Source organism: Curtobacterium guangdongense, assembly GCF_049341845.1.
GTDB lineage: Bacteria > Actinomycetota > Actinomycetes > Actinomycetales > Microbacteriaceae > Curtobacterium > Curtobacterium guangdongense.
The window spans coordinates 50,547-73,751 of record NZ_JBMPIT010000009.1 but is presented as its reverse complement, the minus strand read 5'-3'; the positions used below and the strand labels follow the sequence as shown (position 1 = coordinate 73,751).

General features: G+C 66.4%; 27 protein-coding genes and 1 pseudogene. 24 read left to right on the top strand and 4 right to left on the bottom strand.

The window, feature by feature from the left end; genetic code table 11:
- The first annotated feature begins 37 nt into the window (after nucleotides 1–37).
- On the top strand, nucleotides 38–244 hold the full coding sequence (locus ACO0E1_RS15120) for a hypothetical protein (RefSeq protein ID WP_422874935.1): 207 nt from the start codon (nucleotides 38–40) through the stop codon (nucleotides 242–244).
- A gap of 217 nt (nucleotides 245–461) precedes the next feature.
- On the opposite strand, the gene ACO0E1_RS15115 is transcribed toward ACO0E1_RS15120, so the two are convergent.
- Entirely contained in the window at nucleotides 462–668 is a 207-nt protein-coding gene (locus ACO0E1_RS15115; RefSeq protein WP_058749372.1) for a hypothetical protein, read from the bottom strand.
- 41 nt (nucleotides 669–709) lie between these two features.
- On the opposite strand from ACO0E1_RS15115, the gene ACO0E1_RS15110 reads away from it, so the two are divergent.
- Nucleotides 710–1,414: a DUF6338 family protein gene (locus ACO0E1_RS15110; protein WP_058749371.1), complete on the top strand. Its 705-nt coding sequence runs from the start codon at nucleotides 710–712 to the stop codon at nucleotides 1,412–1,414.
- A gap of 63 nt (nucleotides 1,415–1,477) precedes the next feature.
- On the opposite strand, the gene ACO0E1_RS15105 is transcribed toward ACO0E1_RS15110, so the two are convergent.
- Entirely contained in the window at nucleotides 1,478–2,371 is an 894-nt protein-coding gene (locus ACO0E1_RS15105) for an alpha/beta hydrolase (RefSeq protein WP_153001729.1), read from the bottom strand.
- Between the two features lie 85 nt (nucleotides 2,372–2,456).
- On the opposite strand from ACO0E1_RS15105, the gene ACO0E1_RS15100 reads away from it, so the two are divergent.
- The 9 genes from ACO0E1_RS15100 (at nucleotide 2,457) to eno (ending at nucleotide 8,339) form a co-directional block, all read left to right on the top strand.
- Nucleotides 2,457–3,269 carry a DNA/RNA non-specific endonuclease gene (locus tag ACO0E1_RS15100; protein WP_058749369.1) on the top strand — a complete coding sequence of 271 codons (813 nt, stop codon included), beginning with the start codon at nucleotides 2,457–2,459 and terminating at the stop codon, nucleotides 3,267–3,269.
- 30 nt (nucleotides 3,270–3,299) lie between these two features.
- Nucleotides 3,300–3,497 carry a three-helix bundle dimerization domain-containing protein gene (locus ACO0E1_RS15095; RefSeq protein ID WP_153001728.1) on the top strand — a complete coding sequence of 66 codons (198 nt, stop codon included), beginning with the start codon at nucleotides 3,300–3,302 and terminating at the stop codon, nucleotides 3,495–3,497.
- Nucleotides 3,498–3,646: 149 nt separating this feature from the next.
- Entirely contained in the window at nucleotides 3,647–3,904 is a 258-nt protein-coding gene (locus tag ACO0E1_RS15090; protein ID WP_422874934.1) for a hypothetical protein, read from the top strand.
- A 307-nt stretch (nucleotides 3,905–4,211) separates the two neighbouring features.
- Nucleotides 4,212–4,718: a universal stress protein gene (locus ACO0E1_RS15085; RefSeq protein WP_076693227.1), complete on the top strand. Its 507-nt coding sequence runs from the start codon at nucleotides 4,212–4,214 to the stop codon at nucleotides 4,716–4,718.
- Nucleotides 4,719–4,723: 5 nt separating this feature from the next.
- Nucleotides 4,724–5,461 carry a 2,3-bisphosphoglycerate-dependent phosphoglycerate mutase gene (locus ACO0E1_RS15080; RefSeq protein ID WP_063718739.1) on the top strand — a complete coding sequence of 246 codons (738 nt, stop codon included), beginning with the start codon at nucleotides 4,724–4,726 and terminating at the stop codon, nucleotides 5,459–5,461.
- Entirely contained in the window at nucleotides 5,458–5,961 is a 504-nt protein-coding gene (locus ACO0E1_RS15075) for a fluoride efflux transporter FluC (protein ID WP_002854165.1), read from the top strand. The genes ACO0E1_RS15080 and ACO0E1_RS15075 overlap by 4 nt, the downstream gene beginning before the upstream one ends.
- Nucleotides 5,958–6,329: a fluoride efflux transporter FluC gene (locus tag ACO0E1_RS15070; protein ID WP_002854166.1), complete on the top strand. Its 372-nt coding sequence runs from the start codon at nucleotides 5,958–5,960 to the stop codon at nucleotides 6,327–6,329. The genes ACO0E1_RS15075 and ACO0E1_RS15070 overlap by 4 nt, the downstream gene beginning before the upstream one ends.
- Before the next feature lie 47 nt (nucleotides 6,330–6,376).
- Nucleotides 6,377–6,862, top strand: coding sequence for an inorganic diphosphatase (locus tag ACO0E1_RS15065; protein ID WP_422874933.1), 486 nt, complete (start codon nucleotides 6,377–6,379; stop codon nucleotides 6,860–6,862).
- 142 nt (nucleotides 6,863–7,004) lie between these two features.
- On the top strand, nucleotides 7,005–8,339 hold the full coding sequence (gene eno / locus ACO0E1_RS15060; protein ID WP_082687493.1) for a phosphopyruvate hydratase: 1,335 nt from the start codon (nucleotides 7,005–7,007) through the stop codon (nucleotides 8,337–8,339).
- Here eno and ACO0E1_RS15055 read toward each other — a convergent pair.
- A complete protein-coding gene (locus tag ACO0E1_RS15055) occupies nucleotides 8,324–9,250 on the bottom strand; it encodes a LysR family transcriptional regulator (protein ID WP_002854169.1) in 927 nt (308 codons plus the stop codon). The two genes, eno and ACO0E1_RS15055, sit on opposite strands and share 16 nt — an antisense overlap.
- 70 nt (nucleotides 9,251–9,320) lie before the next feature.
- Here ACO0E1_RS15055 and ACO0E1_RS15050 point away from each other — a divergent pair, with 70 nt between their 5' ends.
- The 6 genes and pseudogenes from ACO0E1_RS15050 to ACO0E1_RS15025 all read left to right on the top strand — a co-directional run bounded on the left by ACO0E1_RS15050 (nucleotide 9,321) and on the right by ACO0E1_RS15025 (nucleotide 14,012).
- A complete protein-coding gene (locus tag ACO0E1_RS15050) occupies nucleotides 9,321–10,478 on the top strand; it encodes a TDT family transporter (RefSeq protein ID WP_058749366.1) in 1,158 nt (385 codons plus the stop codon).
- A complete protein-coding gene (locus ACO0E1_RS15045; protein ID WP_058749365.1) occupies nucleotides 10,475–11,059 on the top strand; it encodes a uracil-DNA glycosylase family protein in 585 nt (194 codons plus the stop codon). The genes ACO0E1_RS15050 and ACO0E1_RS15045 overlap by 4 nt, the downstream gene beginning before the upstream one ends.
- 140 nt (nucleotides 11,060–11,199) lie before the next feature.
- Nucleotides 11,200–11,802, top strand: a complete 603-nt coding sequence (locus ACO0E1_RS15040; protein WP_002857200.1) for a recombinase family protein — start codon at nucleotides 11,200–11,202, stop codon at nucleotides 11,800–11,802.
- A 6-nt stretch (nucleotides 11,803–11,808) separates the two neighbouring features.
- Nucleotides 11,809–11,919 (top strand): annotated as a pseudogene (locus ACO0E1_RS15035) (hypothetical protein); the annotation flags it as partial.
- 237 nt (nucleotides 11,920–12,156) lie between these two features.
- Nucleotides 12,157–13,203 (top strand): Mu transposase C-terminal domain-containing protein, encoded by a 1,047-nt coding sequence (locus ACO0E1_RS15030; RefSeq protein WP_422872231.1) that lies wholly within the window; start codon nucleotides 12,157–12,159, stop codon nucleotides 13,201–13,203.
- The gene (locus tag ACO0E1_RS15025; RefSeq protein WP_422874932.1) at nucleotides 13,200–14,012 is read left to right on the top strand and encodes an AAA family ATPase; all 813 of its coding nucleotides are present in this window, start codon (nucleotides 13,200–13,202) and stop codon (nucleotides 14,010–14,012) included. Before ACO0E1_RS15030 ends, ACO0E1_RS15025 begins: the two co-directional genes overlap by 4 nt.
- A gap of 139 nt (nucleotides 14,013–14,151) precedes the next feature.
- Here the strand turns inward: ACO0E1_RS15025 and ACO0E1_RS15020 are convergent, their stop codons facing one another.
- Nucleotides 14,152–14,910 (bottom strand): antitoxin VbhA family protein, encoded by a 759-nt coding sequence (locus ACO0E1_RS15020; RefSeq protein ID WP_058749363.1) that lies wholly within the window; start codon nucleotides 14,908–14,910, stop codon nucleotides 14,152–14,154.
- Nucleotides 14,911–15,293: 383 nt separating this feature from the next.
- On the opposite strand from ACO0E1_RS15020, the gene ACO0E1_RS15015 reads away from it, so the two are divergent.
- The 7 genes from ACO0E1_RS15015 to ACO0E1_RS14985 all read left to right on the top strand — a co-directional run bounded on the left by ACO0E1_RS15015 (nucleotide 15,294) and on the right by ACO0E1_RS14985 (nucleotide 23,164).
- Nucleotides 15,294–15,557, top strand: a complete 264-nt coding sequence (locus ACO0E1_RS15015; RefSeq protein ID WP_058749362.1) for a helix-turn-helix domain-containing protein — start codon at nucleotides 15,294–15,296, stop codon at nucleotides 15,555–15,557.
- A gap of 41 nt (nucleotides 15,558–15,598) precedes the next feature.
- Entirely contained in the window at nucleotides 15,599–16,645 is a 1,047-nt protein-coding gene (locus tag ACO0E1_RS15010) for a hypothetical protein (protein WP_058749361.1), read from the top strand.
- A gap of 115 nt (nucleotides 16,646–16,760) precedes the next feature.
- Nucleotides 16,761–18,704: a hypothetical protein gene (locus ACO0E1_RS15005; protein ID WP_422874931.1), complete on the top strand. Its 1,944-nt coding sequence runs from the start codon at nucleotides 16,761–16,763 to the stop codon at nucleotides 18,702–18,704.
- Entirely contained in the window at nucleotides 18,704–19,861 is a 1,158-nt protein-coding gene (locus ACO0E1_RS15000) for an AAA family ATPase (RefSeq protein WP_422874930.1), read from the top strand. The genes ACO0E1_RS15005 and ACO0E1_RS15000 overlap by 1 nt, the downstream gene beginning before the upstream one ends.
- A complete protein-coding gene (locus ACO0E1_RS14995; RefSeq protein ID WP_058749358.1) occupies nucleotides 19,858–21,927 on the top strand; it encodes a TniQ family protein in 2,070 nt (689 codons plus the stop codon). Before ACO0E1_RS15000 ends, ACO0E1_RS14995 begins: the two co-directional genes overlap by 4 nt.
- A gap of 86 nt (nucleotides 21,928–22,013) precedes the next feature.
- Nucleotides 22,014–22,184: a hypothetical protein gene (locus ACO0E1_RS14990; RefSeq protein ID WP_161968397.1), complete on the top strand. Its 171-nt coding sequence runs from the start codon at nucleotides 22,014–22,016 to the stop codon at nucleotides 22,182–22,184.
- Nucleotides 22,185–22,300: 116 nt separating this feature from the next.
- Nucleotides 22,301–23,164, top strand: a complete 864-nt coding sequence (locus tag ACO0E1_RS14985; protein ID WP_153001724.1) for a hypothetical protein — start codon at nucleotides 22,301–22,303, stop codon at nucleotides 23,162–23,164.
- Nucleotides 23,165–23,205: the final 41 nt, after the last annotated feature.

Below are 23,205 nucleotides of genomic sequence, written 5' to 3'. Positions count from 1 at the left end.
ACTACATGTAGTGCCGGGCGGCGTGTAGAACCACTACATGCAGGTCTTTGGCAGGATGATGGAGCTGTCGAAGAGGGTGGACCGTCCGCTCGCTCGCGGCAGGAAGGAGCGCGGAGTCATGGCCAAGTCCGGCAAGAGCAGCAGCGGTTCGTCGCGTAGCTCGATCACTGGCAAGTTCGTGACCTCGAAGTACGCGAAGTCGCATCCCAGCACCACGCAGACCTCGCACAAGAAGAGCAAGTAGCAAGCGCCGCAATGCGGTGACTCACTGGCGGGATTCCGGGGAACCGGGTTCCCGCCAGTGCTCTGTACGGGCGACTCTGAGGCCTGTGTCTACTGCTGCGACGGCTTCGGCTTCGGTGGCTGAATCTGCGAGTTCGGAGGCCGCACGGCCGGCGGTCGCTGCACGTTCGCGGGCTGGATGCCAAACTGGCCGCCGGGCTCCCGCGACTTGTTGTCGGTCACGAGTCAGGCTGCGAGTTCGTCGGCGGCTGGATCCGCGAGCTGGACGGGCGAACCGAGGGACGGAACTGCACGTGCGCGGCCTGCATGCCGCGCTCGGTCACTCGAGACGTGGCGACGTGCGACTTCGCGTACTTCGCCGTCACGAACTTGCCCGTGACTGCACTGCGCGACGAACCGCCGCTGCTCTTGCTGCTCTTCGCCATGCTGCGCCTCCTCGTAGCATTATGACCGCGAGAGGGGTCCGATGCCTACAAGTGCGCTGGGGGTTGTCTTCTACGTCTTCGCCCTCTTCCCGGGGGTCGCGTTCATCTTCGCCCGCGAAGGGCACCAGCCCGCGGTGAAGCGGTCCGCGCTTCGTGAGACTGCGACGTTGGTCTTCATCAGCGCCATCTGTGACGCGATCGTCGCGATCGCCATCGCGGCTGTGTCCATCTGGTGGGTGCAGCTTCGCGACCGACTTCACGAGGTCGTCACCGGGGACCTCAGCTGGGCGCAGAGCAACGTGGCGCCCTCGATCTTCATCGCGGTCGGTGCAGCGGCGATCGCGACGCTGCTCGGCTACTTCCTCGGTTCACAGTGGGCGGACCAACACGGACTCAGCTTCATCTGGAACTCCGCGATCCCCCGAAATACCTCAGCCTGGGCCCGACTCTTTAACGATGCGCCGGAAGACGCAGTGGTAGACGTAGCCCTGGTGCTGAAGTCAGGTGGATGGGTGAGCGGCACGCTCTACGAGTTCGACAACGACCCCGACCCCCACCCGCATCGGGCCATCGTTCTCACCCAGCCACGGTACCGACCCGACGGCAGCGACAAAGCCGTCCCAATCGAAGGCGCTGACTTCGTCGTCGTCGAGGCAGGCGAAATCGAACAGCTCCACGCGGCCTTCGTGCAGGTTGAGATCCCGGTCGATACTGACGACCCGTCCGGACCCGGCGAGACCGCTTAGCAGGACCACAGGCGTTCGCGTCGCGCAATGCGACGGCCATTCGGTGTCTCGATAGCCGATCGTTTACCGAGGCAACCCCCGCAACGCCAGGAACGTCGCCATCCGGTCGAGCGCGTCACTGATGACGGCTCGGTCGCGTCCGGCGATGAAGTCGTGATCAGCGCCGGGATACTCGTGGCGTTCAACATGGGTGCCCGCGGTACGAAGCGTGGCAGCGAGTGCTGCGCCTTCTGGTGCGAGGGTGTCGTTCGAGCCGGTGAGGATCAGCGTCGGCGGCAGCACCCCCGCCAGGTTGTCGTCGAACACCGGCGATGCGAGCGATTCGCGACGCCTTGCGACGTTGGGGAAGTACGCCCACCCGACGAACCGCTGCACGAGCGGGCTGATCGCCGGGCGTCGGATGCTCGAGGTGCGGTCTGTGCGGGTGACGTCGACGACCGGCACGACGAGCGCAATCGCCCGCGGTCCGGGCAGGCCGGCGGCGTGGAGTTGCTGGCAGACGTTGATGGCGAGCTTCGCTCCCGCGCTGACCCCGGACAAGGCGAGGGCAGCACCGTCCCAGCCATGATCACCGACGGTCTGTACCCATCGGGCGACGTCGAGCATCTGCTCCTCGGCGACCGGGTACTGCACCCGGGGTGCCGTGTCGTAGTCGGGCAGGACTACGGTCACACCGGACTCGACGGCGAGGTGTCGGGCGATGTGCAGATCCTGCGCCGGGTGCCGGTTCACGAACCCGCCCCCGTGCATGTGCATCACGACCGGAGCGCCCGTCGGCCCTGACGCCGGGCGCTGCACGAGGACCCGCACGGATCCGTGCCGGGTGGGAACGTGTTCCGTCGTGGGTGCCGGAAGACGCTCGCTTCCGGGGGTCAGGCCGGCCGGTGCTTTGGCCTTGATGCGGGATCCGAGCTGCGCGAGTGTCCAGAACAGCGGCTGGTAGGTGCGATCGACCACGCCTCACCGTAGCGACCACCCGTGAACAGGCACCTGCGGCCCGGGAGATCATCGGCACGTCAATTGGGGTTGGTAGAACGAGCGGATGAACGGCTACAGCGTCGACTTCCTGAGCACCACCCTCCCGCTCCCGACCCTGCCCACCACACGGCCGACGATGGTGCTGCCGTACACGCACTTCACCGTGCTGTTTGAACCCGCCCGGAAACTCGCCGCCGCCACCGCCGTGAACATCGACGGCGCCGCACTGGTCGACCTGGGCCGCTCCGACGAATGGCATCTTGACGCCCGGGTGCCGGCAGCCGACCAGGCCGGACCCGACCTGTACGCCCGCAACGACCTCGACCGCGGCCACCTCGTCCGCCGCCGCGACCCGGTGTGGGGTCCCGACGCCGCCCGGGCGAACGAGGACACGTTCGTCTACACCAACGCCGCCCCGCAGGCAGCTGCGTTCAACCAGGGCGAGAACCTCTGGGCCGGCGTCGAGGACCACGTCCTCGACTACGCCCGCGTCAACGCGCTCCGGCTCTCGGTGTTCACCGGACCGGTGTTCGCCGACGACGATCCGCTGTATCGGGGCGTGCGGATCCCGCGGCTGTTCTGGAAGATCGCCGCGTGGGTCACCGGTGACGACCACCAACTCGCATCCGCCGGGTTCGTCCTCGACCAGACTCCCTCCCTCGACCGGATCGACCTGGGAACCCTGACCGCGACCGACGTCCCCCCGCTTGGACCGTTCCGCACCTTTCAGATCCCGGTGGAACACATCGCCGCCCTGACCGGCCTGGCACTGGGTCCGTTGATGGCCGCGGACCGGGCGCCGGCGCCCCGAACGATCAACGCGGGCGGACGCGCAGAGTGGCGGGAGTTGACCACGCTTGACGACGCTGTGCTCTGACCGGCCGGCGGCGCTGCGTACGCTTGCGGCGTGGTTGATCCCTCCCCCGACGAGACACGGCAGCTCGAGGAACTGCGAGCACGGTTGCGGCGCGAGTACCCGGACCGGGCAGCCAGCAACGTTGACGCCGCAGTCGACCAGGGCATCGCCGAGCTCGCTGACGCGAAGATCCGCAACTTCGTGCCCGTCCTCGTCGAACGGTCAGCACGCCGCCACCTCGACGGATGATGCGGGCCGGTGCGGCCGCTAGCGTCGAACCCATAACGATGACGCGTGGGCCGCCGAACCGGACAGCAGGGGCAGGACCGGTCTCGGCCGGGGATCGGTCCCGGCGGCCACGGGTGTTTCGGTAACGGGCGAGCCGTATGCTGCGCGGCATGCGCCGTGAATTCAACTCCCTCGGCCTCCCCCGACCAGAAGGCGCAGGCCGCTTGGAGGTGCGAGCTGCACTCGTGCGCGGAGTGGGTCTGTTCCTCGTGCTGCTCGGCACCGGCCTGTTCGCTGGCACCGCGGCGACTGACCAACCGATACTGGCGTGGATCGTCATCGTCTTGATCGCGGTCGGCGTTGGCTGCTGGGTCGTGGAAGGGGTCTTGCAGGCACGAGGCACGCAGCGCAACGACTCGTCTCGATAGCCGGTCGTCAACCGGACGCTCGGCGTTCCCAACCTCGCGCGCGAACGGCCACGCTGGTAACCCGTCCGGTGTGAGCAGCTCCGCTCAGTGTCGCCCTTCAAGCTTCTCTCCCTGTCGTCCCGCGTCACGAAGCGGACCGGTTCTCGAGGTGCGGAAGATCGTCGGTGCGGGCATGGGGTGGTGGGTGCATACTGGTGGTGTCTTCGGACCCGGCAGTGGGGCTTGCCGGACCCAACCTCGACACTCGTCGACAACAGTCCCTATCTCAGCTGGTTGCGCTTCTGTGCGCCTGAGGTAGGGAGATGTCATGGTCGAGTCGAGCACTGCCGGTGTTGTCGTGGTCGGTGTGCAGTCCGGGCAGGGGCACGACGTCGTCGGTGTCGCGGCTGCCGTCGCTGAACGCTTCAGCGCCCGCCTGGTGTGTGTGGTCGTCGATCCGGCGCTGCTGTCAGCGGGGGTGCGTGCGGACGGGTCGGAGATCATCGAACCGATCGACCCGGACACGGCGGACAGCGACCCGCAGCAGCTCCCCGACGAAGACATGCGGGTCATCAGAGATCTTGCTGCGGCGCGATCGGTCGACGTGGACTTCGTCTCCCGCGTCGGGGACCCGAGTCACGCACTCGCTGCGGTGGCTGAGGAACGTGACGCGGTGATGATCGTCGTCGGATCCCAGGCTGGCCGACGCCGGATAGCGGAACTGCTCACCGGGTCCGTCGCCGCGCACCTGACGCATCAGCAGCACCGGCCGATACTGGTCGTCCCGCACGACCCGGTCGGCGCCACCGTCCTCCTCCCGTCGGAAGCCCCGTGACGGGCATGCTGACGCTCCTGCGGCATGGGGAGAGCACCGCGAACGAAGCCGGCACCTTCACCGGGCTCCTCGACGTCCCGCTCACGCACCGCGGCGAACGGCAAGCATCCGCAGCCGGACAGCTCCTCCGGTCGAACCACATCACGCCGGACGTCGTGGTCACCTCCACATTGCGCCGTGCCGTCCGCACCGCCGAACTGGTCTGCGACGCCCTCGGGACACAGCTGCCCACGGAAGCGGTGTGGCAGCTCAACGAACGCAACTACGGTGCCCTGACCGGGATGACGAAGACCGACGCCCGTCGGATGCTCGGTGACGACGAGTACGTGCGGCTCCGCAGGTCCCGTACCGGCACACCGCCACCGATGTCGCTGCACCTGTGGGAGGAACTGCGGTCGAGCTCCGCGCTGCGCGGCCTGCCCGACGGCGCCCTCCGACGCACCGAGGCACTCTCGGACGTCATCAAGCGGGTCCGCCCCGTCTTGCACGACCGGCTCCTGCCGATGGTGCGGTCAGGGCGGAGCGTCCTCGTCGTCGCGCACGGGAACTCGCTCCGCGCACTCTGCGCATGCATCGACGACCTCACCGACCCGGAGCTCGAGCAGCTCAACCTGCCGACCGGGCAACCCGTGCAGTACCACCTCGCCCCGACGGGTGCTCTCGTCCCGCGGGGTGGGGCGTTCCTGGATCCGGTAGCAGCACAGCACGCCGCGGCGCTGGTCGCGGCAGAAGGCGGAACATGACCACCCGAACGGACACCCCGATGCCCGACGACCAGCTCCCTCCCGACCCGGACGTCGACGTCTCCGACCCGGCAACGACCATGCGGCCGGTGCATCTGCGGTGGCGGTACGTCGGCCTCGTCGCCGTCGGTGGGGCCGGCGGTACTGCCCTCCGCGACGTCATCAGTAGCGTGCTCCCTGCCGATGGCGGGGTGAGTTGGTCGATCTTCTGGATCAACATCACCGGGGCGCTGGCCCTCGGTGTGCTGTTGGAAGCGCTCGCGCACCGTGGGCCCGATGCCGGTCGCCGGAGGGTGCTGCGGCTGCTCCTCGGGACAGGGGTCCTCGGCGGGTTCACCACCTACAGCACCCTCGCCGAGTCCACCGCCGCCCTGTTCCTCGACGGCCACGGCCTCGCTGGCACCGGCTACGCGCTCCTCACTGTCCTATCCGGCGCGATCGCGACCGCCTGCGGTCTCGTCGTCGCCGGCTGGTTCCGTCCCCGAACGGAGGAAGCATGAACGCCGCCCTCATCGTCGTCGTCGCCCTCGGTGGCGGTGCCGGCGCTGCCGGTCGGTTCCTCCTCGACGGGCTGATCAACACCGGCCGGGAGTTCCGGCTCCCCGTCGGCACGCTGACGATCAACATCACCGGGTCGCTGCTGCTGGGGATCATCGTCGGCGCCGCCACGCACCTCGGCGCGGTGCCGGTCGCGGTCCTCGGCACCGGGGTGATGGGCGGCTACACCACGTTCAGCACCGCCAGCTTCGAAACCGTCCGCCTCGCCCGCAGCGGACGGATCACCGCCGCCGCGATCAACGGTCTCGGAATGCTCGTCGTCTCCGTCGCCGCCGCGACCGCCGGCATCCTCCTCGGCGGCACCCTGTGACCACCCCACTCACTGACCACACACCCGCTCCAGCACCGGAGGTACCCATGCTGTTCGACGTCACGATCGAGATTCCCCGCGGCAGCGGCAACAAGTACGAGGTCGACCACACCACCGGCCGGATCCGGCTCGACCGGGCGGTGTTCACCAGCATGGTGTTCCCCCAGGACTACGGCTCCATCGACAACACCCTCGGCGATGACGGCGACCCCCTCGACGCCCTGGTGCTCCTGCCCCGTCCCACGTTCCCCGGCGTCGTCATCACGGTCCGGCCGGTCGGGATGCTGCGCATGGTCGACGACAACGGCGGCGACGACAAGATCCTCACCGTTCCCGCTGGCGACGACCGCTTCGCGCAGCTGCGGGACATCACCGATGTGCCGGAACACACGCTGGCGGAGATCGAGCACTTCTTCGCCCACTACAAGGAGATCGAGCACGGCAAGCACGTCACCACCAACGGGTGGGCCGACCGTGCTGCTGCCGAAGCCGTCATCCGCACCGCACAGAACGCCCACACCCGACACCCGTGACCCACGGGTCCACAGACTGCCGCGGGGAGGCACTGGCGCTGAGTGATCGCCAGCAGGTCGTCCCTCCGCCTCCCCGCGGCTTCCCCTTCCAACCACAGACCAGCTCGACGCATGACCCGAACCGAACCGAAGGAGCGTCACCATGAACGACTACATCAGCGGCATCCACCACCACGGAGCCCATCAGGGTGAGTACGTCACCCACCACGACCACCCCGTCACCATCGACGCCGTCCACGGCGCCCGCATCCTCGACTCCCGCGGCTACCCGACCGTCCGCGTGTCCCTCGAGCTCGACGACGGCCGCACCGTCACCGGGGACGCCCCCGCGGGCGCATCCACCGGCGCCCACGAAGCCGTCGAGCTCCGCGACGGCGGTTCCGCGTTCGGCGGCCGCGACGTCACCCAGGCGCTCCACCTGATCGACACCGACATCTCAGGGCTCCTCACCGGCCGGTCGTGGTCGGCGATCGGGCAGATCGACGCCGCCCTTGCCGAACTTGACGGCACCACCGGGTACCGCCGGCTCGGCGCGAACAGCGTTGTCGCCACCTCGATCGCCGCATCCAGGGCCCTCGCCCATGCCGCGGACCTCCCGCTCTGGCAGTGGATCGCTGAGATCACCGGCTCGACGCCGCGGATGCCGGTCCCGCACTTCAACGTCCTCAACGGCGGCGCGCACGCAGCGAACGAGCTGGACTTCCAGGAGTTCATGATCGCTCCCGTCAACGCAGGCTCGATGGCAGACGCCGTCCGAATCGGCGCAGACGTGTACCACGCTCTCGCGGCGCTGGTTCGGGACCGGTTCGGCAGCCTCGGCCTCGGCGACGAGGGCGGTTTCGCACCGTCGATCGCTGCGCCCGAGGAAGCGCTCGACCTGCTCGTCGACGCGATCCGTACCGCCGGCTACGAGCCGGGCGTCGATCAGGTGGCGATCGCGCTCGATCCGGCCGCGAACGAGTTCTCCCAGGGCGACGGCTCCTACCGGGTGCTCAACGACAGCCTCGACCGGGACGGGCTGGTCGACTACTACCGGCACCTCATCGACACGTATCCGATCCGGAGCATCGAAGACGGGTTCGCGGAAGACGACCATGAGGGGTTCCGCCGCATGCAAGCGGCGCTCGGCGACCGGATCCAGATCGTCGGCGACGACCTCTACGTCACCGACCCACAGCGGATCCGCGACGGCGGCGAGCAGCAGCTGACGAACGCGGCACTGATCAAGCCGAACCAGATCGGGACCGTCTCCCAGACCCTCGGCGCGATCGCCACCGCCAAGAGCATCGGGATGGCCAGCATGGTCTCCCACCGTTCTGGGGAGACCACGGACACGTTCATCGCGGACCTCGTTGTCGGGACCGGCACCGGGCAGATCAAGTCCGGCGCACCCGGCCGCGGGGAACGCGTCGCGAAGTACAACCGGCTCACCGAGATCGCCGAGCAGCACCCGGAGCTGCCCTACGGACTGATCTGACCACCGGTACTCGAGCTGCGAGCAGTGTCCAGGAACGCCGTCACAGCGGGCCCCGGGCGGCCTGACCAGATCGCTCGCAGCGGCCGGATCAGTGGCGGGCCGAGCAGTAGCGCCCGGACGAGGGCACCGTCTTCGAGGTCAGTGTCGACGGTGCGGAGACTCATCACCGCGGGCGCGATGCCCGCTCGAGCGTTGGCGCGGATGATGCCAGTCGTTTCCAGCACTGCAGCCGGCGGGACCAGGGTCAGACCCGCGTCGTCGAGCCACGCTTCGACCGTGGAGCGGGTGCCGGACCCTTCCTCACGGAGCAGCAGGGGCGTCTCCGCGAGGTCATCCGAGGTGATGGCCGAAGCGCTTGCCCAAGGATGGTGCGGGGCGACGACGACCACGAGTTCGTCCTCATCGACCACCAACGATGAGAGGCCAATCGGCGCAGCAGGAGTCTCCGTGAACCCGACGTCGGCAGCGCCGGAACGGACGAGGTCGGTCACGTCGGCGGAGTTCCCCGCGATCAAACGCACCGACGCATCCGGCGTGGCAGCACGGTGGGTGAGCAGCCATCCGGGCAGCAGGAGTTCGGCGATCGTCTGCGACGCTGCGATCACGAGGGATCCCGCCGGTTCCCGCAGCGCGGCGACGCCTGCTTCAAGCCGCCGGGAGGCCTCCAACACCGGGACGGCGAGACCGAGCACCACCCGGCCGGCGTCGGTCAGCGCGGTCCCGGATGCCGTCCGGTGCGCCAGCGGCTGACCGGTCGCCTGCTCCGCGGCACGCAAGCGCGCAGACACCGCCTGCTGTGTCACCCCCAACACCTCGGCCGCGCGGGTCAACGACCCGGTCTCCGCGACGCGGACGAGGACCTCGAGGGTGTCGAGGTCCAGGATCCGGTCCGTCAACCGCCGCAGTGCCACAAGCAACCATTGTGCCCTGCCAACGAGTCCGCCGTTCCCGAACCACGGGGCACACGCGCACGATGGGTGCATGTCCGCTCACCTCGCCCACGCACCCGCAGCCTCTGAGCACGGTGTGCGCGACCGGCGGCTGTTCCGGGAGCTGGAGCGGCCCGGCCTGATCGTGTCGAACCTGACCCCGAACTGGTTCGCGTCGATCATGGGGACCGGGATCGTCGCCGTCGCGGCCGCGTCGTTACCGCTGCAGTTCCCCGGTCTGCGCACGGCGGCGACGGTCGTCTGGGCGATCGCGGCGGTCCTGCTCGTCGCCCTCACCATCGCGACGGTCCTGCACTGGGTCCGCTACCGGAGCACCGCAGCGAAGCACCACCTCAACCCGGTGATTTCCCACTTCTACGGCGCACCGCCCATGGCGTTCCTCACCGTCGGCGCCGGCACGATCCTCCTCGGCAAGGACTGGATCGGCCTCCCCGCCGCCGTCACCGTCGACTGGGTCCTCTGGACCATCGGCACCATCGGCGGCCTGCTCACCGCGGTCCTGGTGCCGTACCTGGCGTTCACCCGCCACGAGAACACGCCCGAATCCGCGTTCGGCGGCTGGCTGATGCCGATCGTCCCGCCGATGGTGTCCGCCTCGACCGGTGCGCTCCTCCTGCCGTATGCCCCCGCCGGGCAGGCACGGGAGACCCTGCTGTGGTCCTGCTACGGCTTCTTCGGCCTCAGCCTCATCACGTCCCTGGTCGTCATTACGCTGATCTGGAACCGTCTCGCGCAACACAAGGTCGGTGCCGCCGGTATGGTGCCGACCCTGTGGATCGTCCTCGGACCGGTCGGACAGTCCATCACCGCGGTAAACCTCCTCGCATCGAACGCCCCCGCCGTCGTCGACGCGTCGACCGCCCACGCACTGCTGGTCGTGGCGCTGGTGTACGGGTTCGCGATGCTCGGCTTCGCGCTGCTGTGGACCGTCATCGCCCTCGCCATCACCATCCGCACCGCCCGCGAACACCTGCCGTTCAGCCTGACCTGGTGGTCATTCACGTTCCCCGTCGGCACCTGCGTCACCGGCCTGAACGGCCTGGCCCTGCACTCCGGACTCACCGTCGTCGCCGTCCTCGCAGTCGTCTACTACGTGGGCCTCGTCGCCGCGTGGATCACCGTTGCCGTCCGCACCTTCCACGGCTCCGTCATCCGCGGCACACTCCTCGCACCACCACAGCCGGCATGAGCACCCCCGACGAACTCGCGGACGAGGTCGCGGACGTTCGATCCCTGAACGCCCTCGCCGAGGCATGGCGCACCGCACCCGACGGTTCACGGCGGTTCGTCCCGAACTTCGACCCGAGATCCGGCGGCACATCCAGCCGCGTCCTGGTCCTCATGCAGTCGCCCGGCCCCCAGACGATCGCCGCAGCGCACACGGCGATCTGCAGCGAGGACAACCCGGGCCCGACCGCGGCCGCGTTCCGCGCAGCCCGCATCGAGTCCGGACTCGCACGCAACGACTACCTCCGCTGGAACCTCATCCCGTGGGAGATTCTCGGCCGCGTCCGACCTGTGGACATCGACGAGGGGCGACACGCCCTCGAAACTCTGCTCAAGGTGCTCCCCGTGCTCGATGCCATCGTCACGTACGGTACCGCCGCCCTCGACGGAGTCATGCGGCACCTCACCCTGGACGAGCACCCCCGACTCGTACCCGTCATCGCGGCACCACACCCCTCTCCGGCCAACGGCCGCCATCGCGCGGAACAACAACGACGTTCCGTCCGAGCGCTCCGGCTCGCGGCGCTGACTCACCGGCTGTAGCAAATACGAACGACTCCGCTACAACTGCCCGTGCCGACGGTTCGGCAGCGTGTGAGGCGGCGTGTCTTGTAACGGAACCCAATCCCGGAATCTACGTGCCGCCACTACCCCTCCTGGTCGAGTTTCGCTACGTTCTCTCCATGGGTCACCTCCTCGGGTACGCGCGCGTGTCCACCACCGACCAGGACGCGTCGCTACAGATCGACGCGCTGGGCGCCGCCGGCTGCTACCGCGTGTTCGTCGACACCATGTCCGGGTCGCTGCAACACCGGCCCGAGCTCGACAAGCTCCTCGACCAGCTCCGCCCCGGCGACACTCTCGTCGTCTGGCGACTCGACCGGCTCGGTCGATCCATCCGGCACCTCATCGACCAGCTGCACGCACTCGCCGAACGCGGCATCGGGTTCCGGTCGCTGCAGGAGACCATTGACACCACCTCACCCGGTGGCCGGCTTGTGTTCCACGTCTTCGCTGCGCTGGCGGAGTTCGAACGGGACCTCATCAAGGAACGCACCAACGCCGGCCTCGCCGCCGCCCGAGCCCGCGGCAGAACCGGCGGCCGACCATCTCGGCTCTCCGCGGACCAGGTGCGCACCGCACGCCGGCTCTACGAACAGCAGGACATGACCGTCGCGCAGATCGGCGATGTCCTCGGCGTCAGCCGCACCACCATCTACCGGACGCTCGCGAAGCACGCCGAACCCGTCGCCCGCCGACGCGCAAAGCCCTCACCGACGATGTAGCCGGTCATGGACGCGAGCGAGCGGTGGCGAATCCTTCGACTGCACGTCGAGGACGCAATCCCGCTTGCCACTCTGGCCCGCAGCACGGGCGTCACCGAGCGCACCCTGCAACGCTGGCTCGCCCGCTACCGGACAGGCGGATACGCCGCCCTCGCCGACGACGCTCGCGCCGACCATGGCGTCCGACGCACAGCACCGGAACTCGTCCGCCTGGTCGAAGGGCTTGCGCTCACCAAGCCGCGGCCGTCGATCGCCACCATTCACCGTCAGGTTGGCGTCCACTGCGCTGAACGGGGACTGCCGTCGCCGTCGTACTCCGCCGTGCGGTCGATCGTGAACGGGCTCGATCCCGGAATGGTGACGCTCGCACTCGAGGGGCCAGCGTCATACCGTGACAAACACGAGCTGCTGCTCCGACGTCGCGCGGACCGCCCGAACGCGATCTGGCAGGCGGACCACACGATGCTTGACCTGCTCATCGTCGGGCCCAACGGCAAGCCCGCACGGCCGTGGTTGACGGTGATCCTCGACGACTACTCCCGCGCGATCTGCGGGTACATGGTGTTCCTCGGTGCCCCGTCAGCGGCGAACACCGCGCTCGCGCTGCGCCAAGCGATCTGGCACAAGCCGGAACCGGACTGGCCCGTCTGCGGGATCCCGGACGTGCTCTACACGGACCACGGGTCCGACTTCACCAGCCATCGTCTCGGCGACACCGCCGCTGTGCTGCACCTCCGCATCATCCACTCGCAGGTCGCCCGGCCCCAGGGGCGCGGGAAGATCGAGCGGTTCTTCGGCACGATCAACACCGAACTGCTCCCAACGCTCCCCGGCCATTTCGCAGCCGGATCCTCGGCGCCGACGCCGGCGCTGGATCTCGGCGGCGTCGACAGTGCCATCAGCACGTTCATCCGCAGCTACAACGCCCGCACCCACCGCGAGCTCCGGACGAGCCCACTGCACGCGTGGATTGCAGACGGGTGGCTGCCACGGCTCCCGGAGTCCCTTGAACAGCTCGACGGGTTCCTGCTCACCGTCCCCACGACGCGGGTCGTGCAGCGCGATGGCATCCACTTCGAGGGCCTCCGCTACACCGCGGCCACTCTCGCGCCGTTCGTCGGTAGCACCGTGAGTGTCCGGTACGACCCACGCGACGTCACCGAGATCCGCGTCTTCCACCGCGACGTGTTCCTCTGCACCGCGATCAGCACCGAGCACCAGACCGAGACGATCAGCCTCAAGCAGATCCAAGCCGCCAGGAACGCTCACCGCCGGGCTTTACGCGGGCAGATCCACGAACGCATCGCGATCGTCAATCCCAAACTCGACGACACCACCACACCGGCAGCCGTCGAGACGGATCGGCCGCGACTGAAGACCTACGAGGAGGACCGGTCATGACGAGCCAGTTCATCGTCACCAAGGAGCACCGCCGGTTCGCAGAGTTTGCCGACGCGGTCCGGAAGCAGAACACCATCGGCGTCTGCTTCGGGCCCGCCGGCGTCGGCAAGACCCTCTCAGCGCGCCGCTACGCGCACTGGGACAGCATCGGCCCGTTCATCGCCAGGTGGGCCGCACGCAGTGAAGACGACACCAAGATCTATGCCGCGGCCCACCGCGCCCGGACCGTCTTCTACACGCCCGAGGTCTCCGCGACGATGCGCGCCCTGCAAGAGGACCTCCGGCACGACATGATCCGCACCGAACGCTGCATCGAGGAACACCTCGTCCTCCACGGCGGCCACGTCGACCACGCGCACGGCCCCAACCCGTCACTGCTCGAGCTGATCATCATCGATGAGTCCGAACGCCTCACCGGCAACGCCATCGAGTGGCTCCGCGACCAGTACGACCGAACAGGCATCGCGATGATCCTGATCGGCATGCCCGGCATCGAGAAGCAGTTCACTCACTACCCACAGCTCTACAGCCGACTCGGGTTCGCCCACCAGCACCGCCCCCTCGGCCACGACGAGCTGCTGTTCGTCCTCGAACGTCAATGGCGCAAGCTCGGCAAGACCCTCGACCCCGACGACTTCACTGACGCGCAAGCCATCGCCGCCGTCGAACGCATCACCCGCGGCAACTTCCGTCTCCTCGAACGTCTCCTCCCACAGATTCAACGTGTCCTGAAGATCAACGAGCTCGACGTCATCACCAACGACGTCGTCGAAGCCGCCCGCAGCACCCTCGTCATCGGCACCACCTAACCCGACACGGAACGCAGCGAAAACCGCGACACAGAGCGAAGCTGCTCACACCCGTCCGGATAGGTAGTCCGTAATGGGTTCCGGAGGAGGCCCCCTAAGCGAGACGGTCAGGCACGTGAGGAGACTTGCTGGTCAGCCCTTATCCGAAGTGGAAGGATCCCGCTTGGCCTGCGAGACGAATAACGTCGCCCGCTCGCCCGTCCCGAAGGGCGGCGGCTGGGCTCATCCCGTCAAGCTCATCACCTGGGGCGTTCAACCAGACGGCGTCTCCCCAGGGATCAGTTCGTGAGGGGTCGAGTTGAGCGAGCACCTCCCGTAGTCGGGGCAAGGGCTGCCCGGTCTCGTCGAACTGGAATGCCGGATAGAGAGGGAGACCCTCGGCCGACACGACAGCTAACACATCGCCGTTTTGGACCAATACAGTCAGGGCGGCGGCGCTCACTTGAAGTAGGCCGAGCAGTGAGGCTGCATCGAAGAAGGGACCAGTTCGTTCGTCGAGTGCGCCGACCTGAGACTCAGCTTGTGTCCCCACAACGCCGGACGGGAGGAGCGCGTCGATGAACGCGACTGCTTCGTCGCCGGTCATCCGCCCCTCGGCAACTCGGCGGCCCAGCTCTCGTACGGCAGTGTCGGTGACCTGCAAGCCCTCCGCGCCGAGCGCCGCATCAGCAAGTGACAACGCCCGGCCGGCGTCACCGCCAAGAGCGTCACTCTGACGATTGTGATCAACGTGGTTCAAGGCGCTCTCGACGGCGTCGGACGCAGACCCCGCGCCGTCCGCAACCTGCTCGAGCAACCGACGTAGGACCGGGTCCGTCAACCGCAGGGCAGCTGCGCGGGTCATCTCTATCCGCGCCGCTGCAGCGAACTCACCGGAGTCCGGTCCCGAGTCGGTCACAGTGTCTCCGATCGACGAGCTCTGACGGGTTGATAGGCGTCCCGGCACGTTGCTGGTGCGGTGTGCGACGGATCGAGCCGCTTACCCTCACTCAGAGTCTTCAATTCGGTGTTTCGCCTCGTAAACGAGGGAGAATGGTGAAGTTGGTCCGGCTCAGAGTCGGGGACATGTTGGATAGACCGGGGAGCTACGATGGCCTGCAGGCACGACTCGCAGGGGTCGTCTTTGACCCCTTGGCACGCGATCGGCAAACCGCGTGTAGTGCCCGCCACAACTCGAGACTGCCTGTCTGATCCGAGCGAGATTCGCGTCGGATCCTTCCACGTGCCCGCGGGGTGCGCAAGCGCCGGTCCGATGCTCGTCGAGAGAACCGGAACTGCACGATGACCACGCCCCTCCCCTCCCGTCGCAAGACCTCGCCGCGGAAGGTTGTGTCGGACGAAGCCCGAGCTGCGGAGCTGCTTCAGGAGCTGCGCGATGCGGAACTGTTGATCCGTGAGACCACCGAGCGGCGGCTGCAGCTGATGGTCGAGGCCTCGGACATCGGACTCACCACAACGAAGATCGGTGATGCCGTGGGTGCGAGCGCCATGGCGGTCTCGCGGTGGGTGCGCGCTGCGAGGGACCACGAGACCTCCGATCGATGAAACCATTGTATATAACTCGAAGTTAAGAGTATCGTGCCGCTGTGCACGGTTCTACTACTTCATTCGATGCCGTCGAGGCGTCCGCGCCGCCCCCTGTCCTCCCGATCCTGTCACCACCCTTTTGGGCCGGCGACCGCGGCTCGGAGTTGGTCGAGTTGACCGCGCAGCAGGATCGCGTGGGGATCGACGACCCCGCCACGCGCAACGTGGACCCGCTCGGTCTCTTCACCGACTGGTTCGGACCTGGCGACCGGCGCTCGAAGCCCGTCCATGTGCCGTCCTCCGCAGGCTTTCATCCGAGACGCGTGCGAGTTTTCCGACCCTCGTCGGGTGCGCGGCGATTAGCGATCGACAGGCGCAGATTCGCCGATCACATCCGAATCGCCTACACCGTTGACGGCGAGACGACGTCGTTGAGCAAGCTTGAGCACTTCGACCTTGCACTCCTGCCTCAGCTGCTCTCGATGCGGGAGTTCGCCCGGCGCCTTAAGCAAGACAACAAGCCCGTTGCGACCTGGCTGCATACGATCGGTCACCACGTGGGCGCTGAGTCGCATCACGAGCGGTCGCTCATGATGATCGCGGACTTCCATCCAGCGGTGCATTTCATCGCGGGCCAGCCGTTCACGATGCTCTGGCCGGTCGGCGCACCGTTGAAGACGCACACTCCCGACGTCATGGTGATGGGGCCGTCGAACGCGCCGATGATCGTCGACGTTCGCACGCCTGAGGAGGCGGCGGACCAGACGTGGGTGCGGAAGGTCCCCGCCATCGCCGACGCCCTGCGCCTCCTCGGGCTGGGGTATGCCATCTGGACCGGCATGTCTCGCCCATTCCGGCGGAACCTTGAGAACCTAACTGAGGCGTCCGTGCCCGCCATCAGCTACGACCGTTGGTCACGGGTGGCGCTCGATCTCTGCGACGAACCCATGCCTGCGACGGAGCTCGCAGACCGCCTCGACGCCAGTGGTTACCAGCGGCTCTGGTCGCTGACGCTCATTCGGAGAATGCTCTGGCGGCGGGTTCTCCTCACAGACATGTTCTCGCCGTACAGCCGGAGCTCGACCGTCTGGCGGAACGATGCCTAAGAACGCGTGGCGCCAGGAGATCGCGCCGAACGTACCCGTCATCCTCGATGGAGTGTCGTACGTCATTGACACAGTGAGCGAGGCATGGGTCACTCTGCGCGACACGGTCGGATGCGTGACCTCGATGCCGATCCGTCGCCTGGCGCGTCTGATCGCTCGGGACGATGCACCACCGCCACTGAGCGACAAGCTCAAATCCCTCGAACAGCGAGCATCGCCTAAGCAGGCGGCGAAGGTGGCAGAACGGAAAGCGATCGTCCGTTGGTTCGAAACCGGCCTCCGGCCCGAGCAGGCCAATGGCGACCGACCAGACCCGTGGCATGATCCCACCCGTGTCACGGGCCGCGTCGCGCGCATCAACGCAATCGCGGAGGTGCTCGCCAAGCGGCGTGGAACGCATGTTGAGAGCACGAAGAAACTTGTCCGCACGATCCTCGAGAAGGCCACGAACGGGGACGCAGGTCTCTACGACCCGCGAATGCTCACCGATGACCTCGGCACGCTGCCGCAACGCATCGAACCGTCAGTCCGGCGGTTTCTGACGGATGCGGCCTTTCAGTCCACCGTCACCGATCAGGCGATGTTCGAGGCCTACTGCGGATGGGCCCGACGTGAGATCGACGAGATCGTTCCGACGCAACGGACCTTCGAGCGAGCCCTCACGATGGTCTACGCCCGCTACCCTCACCTGCGTCGGAACGCGAAGAGTAGAGCGTCGGCGGCCGAGGGGCCGAAGGTGTCCCTGCAGCGTCGTCAACCCGAGCGGATCGGCGAGTTGTGGCTTATTGACGCGACGCCCGCGAACGTCATGATTCGTGACCCCTACGCCGACGTCAGTAAGCGACGAGAAGTCCGCGTGGATCACACGAAGATAATGGAGGCCTGCTCACGGTACATCGTCGGTAGGTCTATCGCCGAGGAGGTCAACGGATACGCCGCCGGCCTCGCGATCGCTGACGCGTTCCACCGGATGACTGACGAACACGACGCTGTCGTGTTTGAAGGCCGGACCTTTCCGCGCCCGTTCGTCGGCTTGCCCCGTGTGATCTCGCGGTGGCCGATCCCGCCGCGTCGTCTCCTCACGGACAACGGCCGTGAGTTCCTCAACAAGTACGGCATGTTCACTTTGCACCGGCTCGGCATCGACGTTGAACCAGCACGCGTGAAGGACGGACGCGGGAAGGGGCGCTTGGAACGCCACTTCGGCTCCCAGAAGACCGGTTACGAGCAGCAGCAGCGCAACTACATCGGCTCGGCAGTCAGCGAGCGCGGCCGCGACTCGACGAAGGAGCTGGTCCTCACTTGGCGTGAGCTCGTTGACCGCGACCAGCAGTGGACCGACCTACACAACGTGGAGGAGCACGAGGGTCTGTACGCCGACACGCACCGCCAGCTCAGCCCAACGGAGCGATGGATCGAACTTGCTGAGGAGCACGGCATCACCGAGATGCCGGCCTGGCGCAACGAGTGGATTCGGTTCCTGCCGAACATGGTCCTTCGCCTCACCCAGTACGGCGTTACCCGCCGCAAACTCGTGTACAACGCACCCATCATCCGGTTCCTCATCGAGGTCGACGGGGCGGCTCCGAGCGGCAAGGTCCGCATCTTTTGGAACCCGGCGGACCTGCGACAGGTGTACTGCTTCGACCCGGAGGGCAATGCCTACGTGGTCCCGTGGGTGCACCGCACTGAGGACACCGTCGCTTTCGGAGATTTTGATCTTGATTGGGCGAACGCACGGCTTGAAGGGGGCACGTACTCCAAAAAGCAGGCGCAGGCGCTGCGAATTGACATGATCACGCAATGGCAGGCAGAGGACAAGATCCTGCTGGCGAACCTGCACGGCAAGAGGAACGCGGAAGAGATTCTCGTCTCTCAGCTGACTGCTATCCAGCGGGGCGACCTCGGGACAATCGTCGGCGCGGAGCAGTTCCTCGGCGCGGAGTTCGTCGACGACGTACTCGCTGCCGGAGAAGAGCTTGTTCTTGACGATGCTGGCCTTGATCTCTTGCCCAACGTCGACGCGGTTGACGTTGACCTGTTTGACCGGTTCGGCTGATGAGTGGACTTGATCCTCGGATCCGCGCGTACTTCGGCGCCGACGAACACCCGCTCGCAAGTTGGCGGCTCCTCCACGCGGTCGACCAAGCATGGGTGAGCCGCATAGCGATGGCTGGCAGCGATGATCCCGGAGTGCTCTCATACGACGATCTCCGGAAGCTTGGCGGCGACGCCCGGCGCCGCTGCCTCCGGGCCTTTGAAGACTGGTACAAGGCGTGGCCGTACGTCCGGACAGCACAGGTGCGAGCGGTGGAGGAGCACCTTGCGCACCTGCCGGAGCCTCAGCCCGAAGCGGACGACAACCTCCTCGACGTTCCCGTCATCACCGGCCCGCCCGGTACCGGGAAGACCACTCTTCTCAAGCGCGCCGCAGTACGCGCGCTCTGCACGGCCGCTTGGGATCGCCGCTTGGACGGCAGCACAAGACAACGGCGAGGCGAGCTGGTAAGCCCGGACTGGCGTCCGGTGATCTTCCACTCTGCCGACGGGAACCCTCACGTGAAGACGTTCTTCGCCCATCTCTGTGACGAGCTCTCCGTCCCGGCAACGAAGGACCCGCAGGTGGCGTTTCAGAAGGCAGCGCTTCGGCATGGCGTGCAGTACGTCTTCATTGACGAGGTTCAGATGATCAACTTCGACGGTCAGTACGGCATGTACCTGCACAACGCACTCAAGGCGCTGCAGAACATGAATCTCCGAATCGTGCTCGCCGGGCACAACGTGCGTCACCTACTCGTGGACCGGAAGACGGTCGCGCAGAACGCCACGCAGACACAATCGATCGCCCGGTGGGCCTTCCAGGATCTCGAGCGGTACGGCCATGACACGAAGGCAGAGATCAGTGAGTGGCGCGCGCTCCTCCGAGGCCTCGAAGCACACGTCCGACTCGCAGGACACGAACGTGGCGAGACGGTGTTCAGTGAGCAGTTCGAGGAGCATCTCTGGGTATCGACGCTGGGCTACGTCAATGCTCTCGCCGCGCTCGTCACCGGGGCCTGCCTCGCTGCTACTCGAACGCCCGGTCAGCGCATCACTGCGGAGATCATTGACGCCGTGCGGCTGAACGAGCGCGTGGCTCGCGACCGGCACCGCCGGCTGGAGGGGTGGCGGGCCCATCGGTTCCGCTGGGCTACCGATGCCGTGCCGACACCATGAACAAACCCCTCACCTACATCGACCTCACTGCCGTCCGTCGGATCGGCGCGAGCATCGAGTTCACGCCTCGAGAGTGGCTGCCCTCCATGTTCCGGCGCGTAGGGCACGCCTTAGACTCGTCCGCCGCTGACATCGTCGCTTGGTGCGGACTGGATGCCCTCCCGAGCGCTGGCCGACAGAAGATCGGCAACCTGCTCACGGAAGAGGTTGCCCGCGCGATCCATATTGGCCTCGGTGTCGACGCCGATACGTTGTCGACGATGGTGATGGGGCACCTCCCCGAAGAGCTCGAAGCATTCCGCGTGAACGGCACGTTCGCGCAGTCGAAGAACTGGACGCGTGGCGGCGGAACCCGCTACTGCCCAACGTGCCTGCTGGAACGGCCTGGCGTGTTTTACACCGAGTGGCGACTGTGGTGGTGCTTCGTCTGCGAACGACACAACGCCGTCCTCCACGACTCGTGCCCCGCCTGCCATCAACCGATCGTCGAAGCATCTCCTCGCGAGACCGAGTGTCGCGACCCGGCCCTTTGCTGGGCACTCTTGAGTGAGGGTGACTACTGCCGCCATCCGCTCGCACAGACATGGCGTGAAGAGCCGCTGACGGCAGACTCCCCCATGCTCCTCGCTCAACGAGCGATCTCGCGACACTGGCGTTCCGGGCCGTACGACAGCCCCGACATTCCCGCTGCGACGCTCCGCGGCGTCGCGATCGCGCTGCTCTCGGCGGGCCATCACGACACCATCTCCGAACTCTCCGGCGTCGACGAATGGGAACTTCGGGGACTGTTCGATCACAGCGTCCGGATCGGCACCTCGCCACCCAAGGAACCCCTTGCCATGGCAGCGCTCCTCGGAGCCGCCTACCGACTCATCATGGACGACGAGGCAGTTGTTGCCCCGACGATCCGGCAGCTCACCTACGACCGATCGGCTCGCACCGATAAAGAAGCGCCCGCACCTTGGAGCGCCCGCAACTTCCTCGACGCCTGGCCAGGTATCGACGCACTCATGCGCGGACGAGTGATCCGCAGTCTCGACCAGGACCTCAGCCCAATACAGCGCCTTGTACACGGATCCGCAGCCTCAGCAGCCGCATGGGAAGGCTTCGAACTCATCCGCCGAGCGGGATGGGACGCGCCCGATGCGCACCCCGAATCGTTCAGCGCCCTGATGAATGCCGCCGACTCCCCCACCAGCGTCACCTGGGCCGAGGGCGCCATACCCCCGCTGCTCTGGCCATCATGGGCGGCACCCCTCGGCATCAACCCCAGAACTGACGGCATCACGCTGCAACACGCACTCGCTGACGCGCTTCGCATCGCCGGGACCGGCGCTCTTCCGGACTACGAGGCGATCGCGGGCATCGGGCGGAAGCTGCGGCCGACGATGTTCGGTACACGCCAGCAGACCACCTCGATACTGCGCCAACTCACCGAACTCGCACTCTCACTCAGGGCCGCTCCCGGCCCCATCAACTACCGACAGCGGCAACAGCTCGACACGTCACGGCTCCTCGATGAACACCACTGGCGCCTCATCTGCCAATCTGTCGGCCACGACACGGGCCGAGCGCGACGCCATCTCAACGCCCAGCGTTACGCCTACATGCGCATCACCGCCACGCCTCCCTCAGCGCTGCCCGACCGCCTGCGCTTCCGAGAACATGTATCCGACGCAGCGAGCTACACCGAGTTCCTCATGCAGATGACTGCCGAGCTCAAGGAGGCCATCGATACCTACCTCAGCGCCTGGCTCACCCTGACTCCACCCCCGAACCCATCGATCCCTTCCAGCTCTCCAGTCGTCACTTGGAGTCCTCGTCGCTTCGCGCACCCTGGAGCCAGCCTCGGCCACGAACTGCATGACATCGACCTCGATCTACTTCACGATCGCCTCAGGGTGAAGGCGCCAACGCTGAAAGCTCTCGCTGTCGAGCTCGGCCGGCCCGTGCGACACGTGCGCTGGGCCATCACTACTTTCCCTCCAGTGACAGAGCACCATTGCGAGCCAATCGACTGGCTCGCACACCTTCCATCGAAGCCACCCTGGGTCCGCTTGCCGTAACAACGGACCGACGACGCGGAGAACGAGCAATCCCGACACTCGCGCAGTCTTCGCAAAGAACGCTCGCGTTCGACTAGCTTCAGATCATGGCTGCGCCGCCGCTCCTCACTTTCCTCCTCGACACCAACGCGGTGATTGCGCTGAAACCGTACGCAGGCTCCCACGACGAGCAGAGTCCCGCCCTGGCGGACCTGCTCCGCCTCGCCCGCGAGCACAATCACCACGTCGTCGTTCACCCGTCTGTCGAATTGAGTTAGGCTGAATTACTGCATCAAGTTTCCACATATGGTCGATTGCCAGCGACCGGCTCGCGTCACCAGTTTCCGAGGGCCGGAACCCATCAGTAGTTAGTTCACTGGAGAGGAGCGTCCGAATGACCGAAGTTCAGTACCCCGGGTATCGGAAGTATGTTCAGAGCCGCATTGAGGTGAATGACGCTATGACCGCCATGCTCGCAGGGTCCCGTCTTGCCGCCCACGCTTTATCGTCGAGTGAGAATCAGAGTCAGCCGCTCGCCGAGCTGTTTCCTTCTGTTCCCCACATCAAGCGCTTCAATCTGCGGAGCGATGATGCCCGTCGCTATCTTGACGACGCGGACTTTCACATAGCCTCTGTTGCGGTGCCGTACGCTTTAGCGACGCACGAGGACTTCGTCATGGATACCCTAGGCGAACTCAGGAGTTCGGGCTTCACGCTTATCACACATGGGAAGCCGGTGAAAGCCTGGAACATGCATACCGTGCTTTTCGAAACTTGTGGAGCGACGGAGCCGCTTCAGCTCATTCAGCTCTTTCATGTGCTCCGAGAGGTTCGCAATTCGATCACGCACGCAGGTGGAGAAGTAAGCGATAATCTAGAGGTAAAGATTGCTGAAGTAGAGGAACCAGCATTGTCCGTCTGGCGCCAAATAAACGGCGGGAGCTCTCCTGAGGATCTGCTGCGCGATGGCCGGGTCGCTGTTACGGCGGAGACGATGTTCACTGCGTTTGCGATCACCAAGTCACTCGGCCGTGAGATCAACGAATTACTTTCGGCTACTCTACCGAAGAGTCGGTGGGCGTCGATCGCGACTGCGGATTTCTCTGAGCATACAGCGAAGGCAAGGAACTCAAGTTCCTGGCGCCGCTCCCTGGTTGGATACGCCCGTCACAACTATGGCCCGGTAGACCTTCAAGAATTCGATCTTGAAACCGCTGCTCGCTCGGGAAATTTCTGGACCAAGGCGACTTGGTCGTGAGAGGATGAACGAGGTGGCTCTGTCCTGTTGAGCTACACCGC